General features: G+C 44.5%; 8 protein-coding genes. 6 read left to right on the plus strand and 2 right to left on the minus strand.

From position 1 onward, the window contains the following. Positions 1–712 precede the first annotated feature (712 nt). The 5 genes from CAG68_RS04040 (at position 713) to CAG68_RS04060 (ending at position 7,061) form a co-directional block, all read left to right on the plus strand. Positions 713–1,567 (plus strand): MIP/aquaporin family protein, encoded by an 855-nt coding sequence (locus CAG68_RS04040; RefSeq protein WP_005380195.1) that lies wholly within the window; start codon positions 713–715, stop codon positions 1,565–1,567. Positions 1,568–1,626: 59 nt separating this feature from the next. Further along, positions 1,627–3,144: a glycerol kinase GlpK gene (gene glpK / locus CAG68_RS04045; protein ID WP_054728377.1), complete on the plus strand. Its 1,518-nt coding sequence runs from the start codon at positions 1,627–1,629 to the stop codon at positions 3,142–3,144. A gap of 159 nt (positions 3,145–3,303) precedes the next feature. Continuing rightward, on the plus strand, positions 3,304–4,095 hold the full coding sequence (locus CAG68_RS04050) for a DeoR/GlpR family transcriptional regulator (RefSeq protein WP_005380192.1): 792 nt from the start codon (positions 3,304–3,306) through the stop codon (positions 4,093–4,095). A gap of 176 nt (positions 4,096–4,271) precedes the next feature. Next, positions 4,272–5,831 (plus strand): glycerol-3-phosphate dehydrogenase, encoded by a 1,560-nt coding sequence (gene glpD / locus CAG68_RS04055; protein ID WP_033905559.1) that lies wholly within the window; start codon positions 4,272–4,274, stop codon positions 5,829–5,831. A 276-nt stretch (positions 5,832–6,107) separates the two neighbouring features. Continuing rightward, positions 6,108–7,061 (plus strand): CorA family divalent cation transporter, encoded by a 954-nt coding sequence (locus CAG68_RS04060; protein WP_005391702.1) that lies wholly within the window; start codon positions 6,108–6,110, stop codon positions 7,059–7,061. A gap of 73 nt (positions 7,062–7,134) precedes the next feature. Here the strand turns inward: CAG68_RS04060 and CAG68_RS04065 are convergent, their stop codons facing one another. Further along, entirely contained in the window at positions 7,135–8,319 is a 1,185-nt protein-coding gene (locus tag CAG68_RS04065; RefSeq protein WP_161440810.1) for an NnrS family protein, read from the minus strand. 184 nt (positions 8,320–8,503) lie between these two features. Between CAG68_RS04065 and CAG68_RS04070 the strand changes: the two genes are divergently transcribed. Next, positions 8,504–9,055 carry a gamma-glutamylcyclotransferase family protein gene (locus tag CAG68_RS04070; protein ID WP_042521366.1) on the plus strand — a complete coding sequence of 184 codons (552 nt, stop codon included), beginning with the start codon at positions 8,504–8,506 and terminating at the stop codon, positions 9,053–9,055. 38 nt (positions 9,056–9,093) lie between these two features. Here the strand turns inward: CAG68_RS04070 and CAG68_RS04075 are convergent. Next, the coding region (locus CAG68_RS04075) for an outer membrane protein (RefSeq protein WP_237667837.1) at positions 9,094–9,604 on the minus strand (511 nt) is incomplete at its 5' end.

Raw genomic sequence — 9,604 nt, forward strand, 5'->3', positions numbered from 1 at the left:
CAACTTTACTCAAGATTCGTTAATATGAAACTGATGTTCAAACCTCTCACTTGAGCATTCCAATTCGAAACCTTTGAAACAAAGGCTCGAATTAGAACATAAACTAACCGTAAAAAGGGCGATTTACGCCTGCCCTACTCGCTCCGAACCAACTAATAACTAAAAAGCTGAAAAACGATCACGTTTAGCATCAAACGAAATAAAAAAAACAATTTTTATTTGAATACAAGCCGAAGCAATGATTCACAAACACAAGACATTAACAGCGTTTATTCTCTTATCAACTCATCCTATTGGTACCAATGGGATGACGATTTTTTCTAAAAGTCCAAACATGACAGCGTATTTTTTATATCACTGCTATCCCTTGATACATTTGACATTCCGCTACTCCTTTAGGGTTAATTGCTACACAAGTTCTGTGTAATAAATCTCCAAGCACGTAGCAGCTTCACAAAACTCCTCTTACCAGTTGTGCATTCTTTTTCACATCGGTAATTTGAGCGCTCTCAACACTGGCCTCGTGACAAATAAATTATTTTCGTTGTGTTCTTTTCCGGTTAAAAGATGCGCCATTTAACAAAAACGAAGACTTTGATTAACAAATTTATGCTCAAACGCTCACTTTTAACGCTCGTTTGTTTTCGTAAACGTTTATATATGCACAATAGTATCGTGCTAGACAGGCAAAAATGATCAAAGGACTTTTAACATGACAACGAACAAACACCCCTCTCTGCTTGGAGAATGTTTGGCCGAGTTTATCGGTACAGGACTACTTATTTTCTTCGGCGTAGGCTGTGTTGCAGCCTTAGTTCTAACAGGCGCATCATTTGGACAATGGGAAATCAGTATTGTATGGGGCTTCGGTGTCGCCATCGCTATTTACTGTACGGCTGGCGTCTCTGGTGCACACATCAACCCTGCCGTTACCATCGCACTTGCTATGTTCCATGGTTTTGATAAGGCGAAAGTGGTGCCATACATTATCGCTCAAATGCTTGGGGCATTCTGTTCTGCTGCATTGGTATACAGCTTATACAGCAACCTTTTCACCGACTACGAAATCGCTCATAACTTCGTTCGCAGCAGCCAAGATGCACTAGCAACTGCTGGTATCTTCTCAACCTATCCGCATGCCTCCCTCTCTTTCTTTGGTGCTTTTGCTGTGGAATTCGTTATCACTGCTGTGCTGATGTTTGCGATTCTGGCTCTGGGCGATGAAAATAACGGCGCGGCACGTGGCGCAATGAACCCTCTATTAATCGGTATTTTGATTGCCGTCATCGGTGGTTCACTTGGTCCACTAACAGGCTTTGCGATGAACCCTGCTCGTGACTTTGGACCAAAGCTGTTCGCTTACTTCGCAGGTTGGGATTACGCTCTGACAGGTGCTAAAGACATTCCTTACTTTATCGTGCCTTTACTTGCTCCGATTGCAGGTGCGTGTTTTGGTGGTTGGTTGTATCCAAAAGCGATTGCCGCTTACCTTCCACAACAAGGCCACGGTTGTACGATTCCAAACCAATGTGAGACGGAAGAAGAAACAGAAGAAGCTAGAGCTTAAAACTGACGTAACTCGAACATTTACTAAAATATAAATAACGAAACAAAAGGATTCTTACCATGACTGAGCAAAAATACATTGTTGCCCTAGACCAAGGTACAACAAGCTCTCGCGCAGTGATTCTTGATCATGATGCGAACATCGTAAGCGTCGCGCAACGCGAATTTACTCAGATTTATCCAGAAGCTGGTTGGGTTGAACATGATCCAATGGAGATCTGGGCAACACAAAGCTCTACCTTAGTAGAAGCTCTAGCTAAGTCTGGCATCCGTAGCGACCAATTAGCGGCTATCGGTATTACTAACCAGCGTGAAACGACCATCGTCTGGAATAAAGAAACAGGTAAACCCGTTTACAATGCGATCGTATGGCAATGTCGCCGTACTGCTGATATCTGTGAAGATTTAAAAGCACGCGGTCTCGAAAACTATGTACGTGACAACACTGGTTTGGTGCTTGACCCTTACTTCTCCGGTACCAAAGTTAAATGGATTCTGGACAATGTTGAAGGCGCACGAGAAGACGCAGAAGCAGGCAAGCTTTTGTTTGGTACTGTCGATACTTGGTTAGTTTGGAAGATGACTCAAGGTCGCGTTCACGTAACCGACTACACTAACGCATCGCGTACCATGCTGTTTAACATCAACGATCTATGTTGGGATCAAAAAATGTTAGATGAGCTTGGCATCCCAGCATCTATGATGCCAGAAGTGAAGCGCTCATCGGAAATTTACGGTAAAACCAACATCGGTGGTAAAGGCGGTACTCGTATTCCTATTTCTGGAATCGCAGGTGACCAACAAGCGGCGCTTTACGGCCAAATGTGTGTTGAAGCGGGTCAAGCGAAAAACACTTACGGTACGGGTTGTTTCTTGCTAATGAATACTGGCCAAGAAAAAGTCACTTCGACACATGGCCTTCTAACTACTTTGGCTTGTGGTCCTGTAGGCGAACCAGCTTATGCACTTGAAGGCGCCGTATTCATGGGTGGAGCTTCTATCCAATGGCTACGCGATGAATTGAAAATCCTAAACGGTGCAGAAGACTCTGAATACTTCGCGACAAAAGTGGATACATCAAACGGCGTTTATGTCGTGCCTGCATTTACTGGTTTAGGCGCTCCATACTGGGATGCCTACGCACGTGGCACGATTGTCGGCCTTACTCGCGGTGTGAATTCAAACCATATCATCCGTGCAACATTGGAAGGCATCGCTTATCAAACTCGTGACGTACTGGATGCGATGCAAGCTGACTCAGGCATTAAGCTTGCGAACCTTCGCGTCGATGGTGGTGCAGTAGCGAACAACTTCCTAATGCAATTCCAATCCGATGTATTGAACACAGAAGTACACCGCCCTCAAGTAACTGAGGTTACCGCTCTTGGTGCAGCCTACCTTGCCGGCCTTGCAGTTGGTTACTGGGATAGCATTGATGAGTTGCAGAATAAAGCGGTACTTGATCGCACCTTTGAGCCACACGATGATGAAGAAAAACGCAATCGTCGTTACAAGGGCTGGAAACGTGCAGTGAAATGTGCACAAACCTGGTCTGAACTTCACGACGAAGAAGATTAATCTCATCTCCATAAGAAAAAAAGAGCGCCATTTGTGCGCTCTTTTTGCGCTTTATCCCCGATTCCTGAACTCGCTTACTTCTCACAACGAGCAAATTCGAGCACAATAGAGCTTCGAATTTGAAGCATTGGCCGTTACCAATGCACAAGGGAGTGGTAAGTGAAGCAAATACCTCGACACCAGCAGATTGTTGAGCTGGTGAAAAAACAAGGCTATGTCAGCACGGATGAGTTAGTAGAAAGATTCAATGTCAGCCCACAAACCATCCGACGCGATCTCAATGAACTCGCCGATGACAACAAAATTCGTCGTTATCACGGTGGAGCCACTATTCCTCTCAGTTCTGAAAACACATCTTACAACACGCGTAAAGCGCTCAACTTCAATGAAAAAGATGTCATTGCAGACGAGGTAGTCAAACACATTCCAGATGGTGCCACACTATTCATCGATATCGGCACCACACCAGAAGCAGTTGCGCGAGCGCTCAATAAAAACCATAAACAGTTGCGTGTTGTCACCAACAACATCAATGTTGCGACCATTCTTTTCCCTAACCCTGAAATCAAAGTTATCTTAGCGGGTGGAGAAGTCCGCAGCAGAGACGGCGGTATTGTTGGCGAGGCTACCCTCGATTTCGTTAAACAGTTCCGTCTCGACTTTGGTATTCTCGGCATTAGCGGTATCGACTTCGATGGCTCGCTATTAGACTTTGATTACCACGAAGTCCGGGTCAAACAAGCGATCATTGACAATAGCCGTAGTGTATTTCTTGCCGTAGACCACACCAAGTTCGGGCGCAATGCTATGGTGAAACTAGGCAATATTGCACAGCTCAACATGATCTTTACCAATAAGCAGCCACCAGAAGAAATCTTGTCAATTTTGAAGGAAGCTTCTATCCCACTTGAAGTGGTTGAAGCTAACGAATCAAACTCCGAAAACGAGTAACGTCAATCGTATAACTCCCCCTCAAATGACCTCTGTCTTAATTAGACAGAGGTTTTTTTGTGTCTAAATCACACAAAACGCTCACAAACGAAAATAATAGATGATCACAAACGAAACCTGAGCTAGGATTACATTATGTTCTAAAATGCTCGTTCGCTCACCAAGAGGTCAAATTTATGAGTATACAAAATAATGCTTCCACTACTAGCTCATCCACTACCTTAGACTTGATCGTAATCGGTGGCGGCATTAACGGAGCTGGTATTGCAGCAGACGCAGCTGGCCGAGGTTTGAGTGTTGGCTTATACGAAGCAAATGACTTCGCATCTGCGACTTCTTCAGCAAGTTCTAAACTGATACACGGCGGTTTACGCTACCTTGAACACTACGAGTTTCGTTTAGTTTCGGAAGCGCTCGCAGAGCGTGAGGTTATTCTTCGTAAAGCACCACACGTCGCACTACCAATGCGTTTCCGTTTACCGCATCGCCCATTCCTACGCCCAGCTTGGATGATTCGTTGTGGCCTTTTCCTTTACGATAACTTGGGTAAACGTACGACGCTGCAAGGCAGTAAAACCGTCAACCTTGCGAAATCTGGCTTGCTAAAACCAGAAATGAAAACGGGTTTCGAATACTCTGACTGTTGGGTTGATGATGCACGTTTAGTATTACTGAACGTTCTTGCGGCTCGCGAAAACCATGCTGAAGTGCGTAACTACTGCCGCGTGGAAAAAGCACACCGTGAAGGTGGTATCTGGCATGTTACTATTCACGATGTGATGACAGACCAACGTTTCGAACGTAAAGCGAAAGCGTTAGTCAATGCTGCGGGGCCTTGGGTAAAACAGTTCTTTGATGATGGATTAGAGCAAGCCTCTCCTCGTAACATTCGCTTAATAAAAGGCTCGCACATCGTTGTTCCTCGTATCCACAACGAACCGCAAGCCTACATTCTTCAAAACAAAGACAATCGCATCGTATTTATGATTCCTTACTTAGATAAGTTCTCAATCATTGGTACAACAGATGTGGAATACAAAGGTGACCCACGTGAAGTGTCGATCTCAGATGACGAAGTCGATTACCTCATTGATATCGTAAACCAACACTTTGTCCACCAGTTGACTCGCGAAGATGTAGTTTGGACATACAGCGGTGTTCGTCCTTTATGTGACGATGAATCTGACTCTCCGCAAGCAATCACACGAGACTACACGCTAGAGCTCGATGCGGAATACGACCATGCACCTCTGCTTTCTGTTTTTGGTGGTAAGTTAACGACCTACCGTAAGTTAGGTGAAGCAGCAATGAAGAAACTTGCTCCGTTCCTACCTGAAATGGGTAAAGACTGGACGGCCAACCAAACCCTTCCTGGTGGTAACTTCAGCTGTAGTCGTGAACAATTAGCGAAACAAATTCATGCTAAATACACTTGGGCGCCAGAAGCATTGATTCTTCGTTATGTCACTCAGTTTGGTACCCAAACGTGGAACTTAATGGAAGGTACAACAAGTGAAGCTGACTTAGGACAAACGTTCTCGACACAAGCCGGTGGTGTTTACCAACGTGAGATCGATTACTTAATGAACCATGAAATGGCAATGACCGATGAAGACATTTTATGGCGCCGTACTAAGCTTGGTCTTTACATGAACGAGGAAGAAAAACAGGCCTTAACGGACTATTTAAAGAAAAAGCTACAACAGAAAGTGGTTAATCTTTCTCAAGTTGGCTAACAGCTCCCCTCCCTCCCCCCACAATAAAGCCTGCTTAGTTGCAGGCTTTTTGTTTTGTTGTTTAAGCACAACACCTTGGTGCGCTCCACTCGATTGCAAATAAGAACAACTATTCATAGACATTTGGCGTTAAATACAATCATACTCATTTGAAAAATAATGCATCAATGACTTCAGAGTACCGTACTCAGAGCATTGCCTCTGTATGGCAATGCAATTCTCGCGAAAGAAGTATCTTGAGGTTATTTTGGTATCGGCTCAAACAAGGAAAAGAAAATGGGTTTTATGATTGAACATTGGGACTTCTCAACCCCAGAAGCAACTCAACAATCCACCACGGCAGAGCAAATTCAAGCTAAGCATTGGTACCATTGCGAACGGCTGCATCCTGATATTCGTGGTTGGCTGGAGCAAAACCAAGTACCTCGAGCTACGGTTGATCATCTATTAGCCGACGAAAGCCGACCATCTTTCCATCCTTTAGATGACGAGAACTTCATGTTGATTTTACGAGGCGTCAATATGAACGGCAATGCATCACCAGAAGATATGCTTAGTATTCGAATTCTCTACTTTCAAGGCGCACTCATTTCAACTCGTAAAATTCCATCACGCGCGATCATGGAGATTCGCCAAGCATTAGCGGAACACAAAGGCCCAAAAAGTCTTGCTAGTTTACTTCATCAGATCATTGAAGGATTAAACAGTAAAATAGACATTTACCTTGATACAATTGAAGAAACACTAAACCAGTTCGACGTGAATGATGAATCGACGTACAAACATATGGCGACTCAAAAAGCACTGATTTCTATCAAGCGTTTTATTCGCCCTCAGCAGTACGCTATCCGTGATCTTGTGGAGTCAGAATCAGAATTGATTGCTTTGAGACCTCATCAATATCGCTTCGCACACAATAATATTACGCGCATAAATGAAACACTTGAGTTTTATCTTGGAGAAGTGGCGCTTTTCCAAGAAGAGATCAAACATCATCGTGATGAGAAAACCAATAAAAACAGTTACCTGTTTACTTTGGTAGCAACGATTTTTCTACCAACCAGCTTCTTAACAGGTTTACTCGGTATCAATGTTGGTGGAATGCCAGGCGTGGAATCCACCATGGCATTCACCTGGTTCTGCATCGCCTTAATTGTCATTTTTGGTCTAGAGTGGTGGCTATTTAAACGCTTGGGGCTCACGAATAAAGCGGACGACGAAGACGAATAAACACTAAACCTATAAAGAACAAAAACCAAAAGAGGAGCACGCGGCTCCTCTTTTCTCTACTCACATTAGAATCTTATCCGGGGTAACCATCCACACGAGGGGTCACAAGCATCACACCAAAGCGCCACACAAACAGCCCAAACGCAACAATCCATAATCCGCCGCTGATATCAATCCACAGCATCATGTTCGCTGGGTCAAAGATCACGGCGAAACTGCGAACCAAAGCTGCCGCGGTAATCGCTGTAAACGCAAGGCTCATGTTTGGCCCTTTGTAGATCATGCGACCAGTATGTCCCATCGTCACCCGTGCAATCATCGCTAAAATCAAACCGCCTAACGCACCTATCGCAAACAGGTGAATGAGGTTATGGCTGGCAAATGCATCTCCCCAGACGCCTCGCAAAATTAAGCTTAGTGGTAAACACAAATACGCAGCATGCAGCGACCACACTAAAGGCTCGCTCAGGGTTAACCAAGGTTTCCAGCGAACAAAACGCACCAACTGAGCAACACCTGCAAATAGCATCAAAGGACTACCTAGTTCTGCAAACGTCACAGGGAAAAAGATCAGCACAAATAGCATTACCAATGGCAAGTTCGCGAACCACTCTAACCAAGCCAATGGTTGCGCTTTTTCGAAATTAAATCGACGCGCAGTAAAAAATGGAATCACACGTCCGCCCATCACTGACAACAGCAAGGTAAACCACCACAGCATTGCTTGCCACACCGCTGAAGAGCTAAAGGGCGGCATACCTTTTATCGTTGCGTAGCTTGCAAAGTTCGCAAAGATGGCCAAAAGAAACAGTGGAACGAAAAACAAATTACGCCAACCTTTGGCTCGATACACACGAATGCCCACCTCATAGGCGATAAACAGTAAAAATACCGCTTCGATACTGCTGGTTAACCATAACGGTGCTTGTGTCCAAAGCAATATGCGGGGCACTAACCACAAGCCAAATAAAGCCAGAAGCATGTAATGCTTGGTACCATTAATGCCAGTCCAGTTTTGTACCGCGGTCAGTACAAAGCCAACTACGATTGCCATCGAAAAACCGAACAACATTTCATGTACGTGCCACCATAATGCCGGTACAGCTAATGCGTTTGGCTGTCCGCTCTGGAACATCCACACCCACAACGCGATCGCAACAATGGCGTAAATCGACCCAAACAGAAAAAACGGCCGAAAGCCTAATCGCAGCCATGCGGGGATTTTTTCTTCCACTTTTTTATCGGTGATATTCAGCATTATCTTGCCCTCAAGCGTCTCTTGATGCTGGTTGACTCAACTACAATATTGATGCTACCACAAACATGCATAAAAAATACATGTTTATAATTAAGATTATACTTAAGAGGTAAAGTTGTGCTTCAGAGGCGGGTTAGGTATAAACGGTGAGAGACACAACCATCAGTTAAGGGATGCAACGAAGATGTACATATTTGGCTATGGCAGTTTGATTAATTCTGCGTCACGTAAGTTAACCGGACAAACGGGAGAAGCCATTCCCGTCATTGCTCATGGACTGGTGCGCTACTGGGGGAAGATTGACGACAGCTACAGCCTCTCTCCATTAGTGGTGAACCAAGGCGATGGACAGGTTAATGGCGTTTTACTCGAAGTGAATAAAGAAGCGCTCGCAGAATTCGATCGCCGTGAGCGAGGTTATCATCGTATTCAACTGCAGCCAGATCAAATCGAAACAGATGCGAGTTTTAACCAAGAACACGACATTTGGGTTTACGTAAAAGACGAGCCACTACCACCATGCGCAAAGAGCCCAATCATGCAAAGTTATGTTGATACCGTACTGGCAGGTTGCTTGGAAGTTTCCCACGCGTTTGCAGAGCATTTTGTGCGTCACACCATTGGCTGGCAACACGCGAAAGAAAATGACCGCCACCAACCCAAATATGGCAACCTTGCAGGCGTACAAGATCACCATTATGAGTTGATTGATAATCTGATCAAAAAAGGAGCCTAACGGCTCCTCTTTAGTATCTATGTTTTGCTTACGCAAGCTTAAAACTTGTAATCAACACCAACGTACAGGCTGTCAAAATCAAAATCTTCGCTGCCACCGTTTTCGGCATCAATACTTACCGAAGAAGCACGGTAGCCACCAGATACAACCAAACCTGAAGCGAACTCATAACCAGCCTCAACACCGTAGTTAAAGCCTACATCACGACCATCATCGGTAACAGTGCTAGATGATTTCACTTCATAAGAAACACTCATTACACCAAGGCCAGCAATCGCACCAACATAGAAGCCTGTACCTGCAAATTGGTATTTAGGCTTCGCATTGAAATTGAACGCAGAAGCATCAACACTAAATTTAACCGGCCACCCCATGTAAGAAAATGTTTCTTCAAAGTCGCCAAAGTATATGTACTCACCTTCAAAAGCTAGTTTGAAGTTTTCTGAATATTGAAGCTCTTTACCTACAGCAAGGCTAAGACCTGTCGCAGAAAAATCTTTTGACAAGCTTTTAACTTTAAGATCTGAAGTTACCAAATCAGCACCAACA

It is taken from the genome of Vibrio sp. V42_P2S4T144, from assembly GCF_009904715.1.
Taxonomy (GTDB): domain Bacteria; phylum Pseudomonadota; class Gammaproteobacteria; order Enterobacterales; family Vibrionaceae; genus Vibrio; species Vibrio alginolyticus.

Bases quoted from the DNA above. Each gene is read 5' to 3' on its own strand.
- CAG68_RS04040 (WP_005380195.1), top strand. From the start codon at position 713: ATGACAACGAACAAACACCCCTCTCTGCTTGGAGAATGTTTGGCCGAG.
- glpK (WP_054728377.1), top strand. From the start codon at position 1,627: ATGACTGAGCAAAAATACATTGTTGCCCTAGACCAAGGTACAACAAGC.
- glpD (WP_033905559.1), top strand. From the start codon at position 4,272: ATGAGTATACAAAATAATGCTTCCACTACTAGCTCATCCACTACCTTA.
- CAG68_RS04060 (WP_005391702.1), top strand. From the start codon at position 6,108: ATGGGTTTTATGATTGAACATTGGGACTTCTCAACCCCAGAAGCAACT.
- CAG68_RS04065 (WP_161440810.1), bottom strand. From the start codon at position 8,319: ATGCTGAATATCACCGATAAAAAAGTGGAAGAAAAAATCCCCGCATGG.
- CAG68_RS04070 (WP_042521366.1), top strand. From the start codon at position 8,504: ATGTACATATTTGGCTATGGCAGTTTGATTAATTCTGCGTCACGTAAG.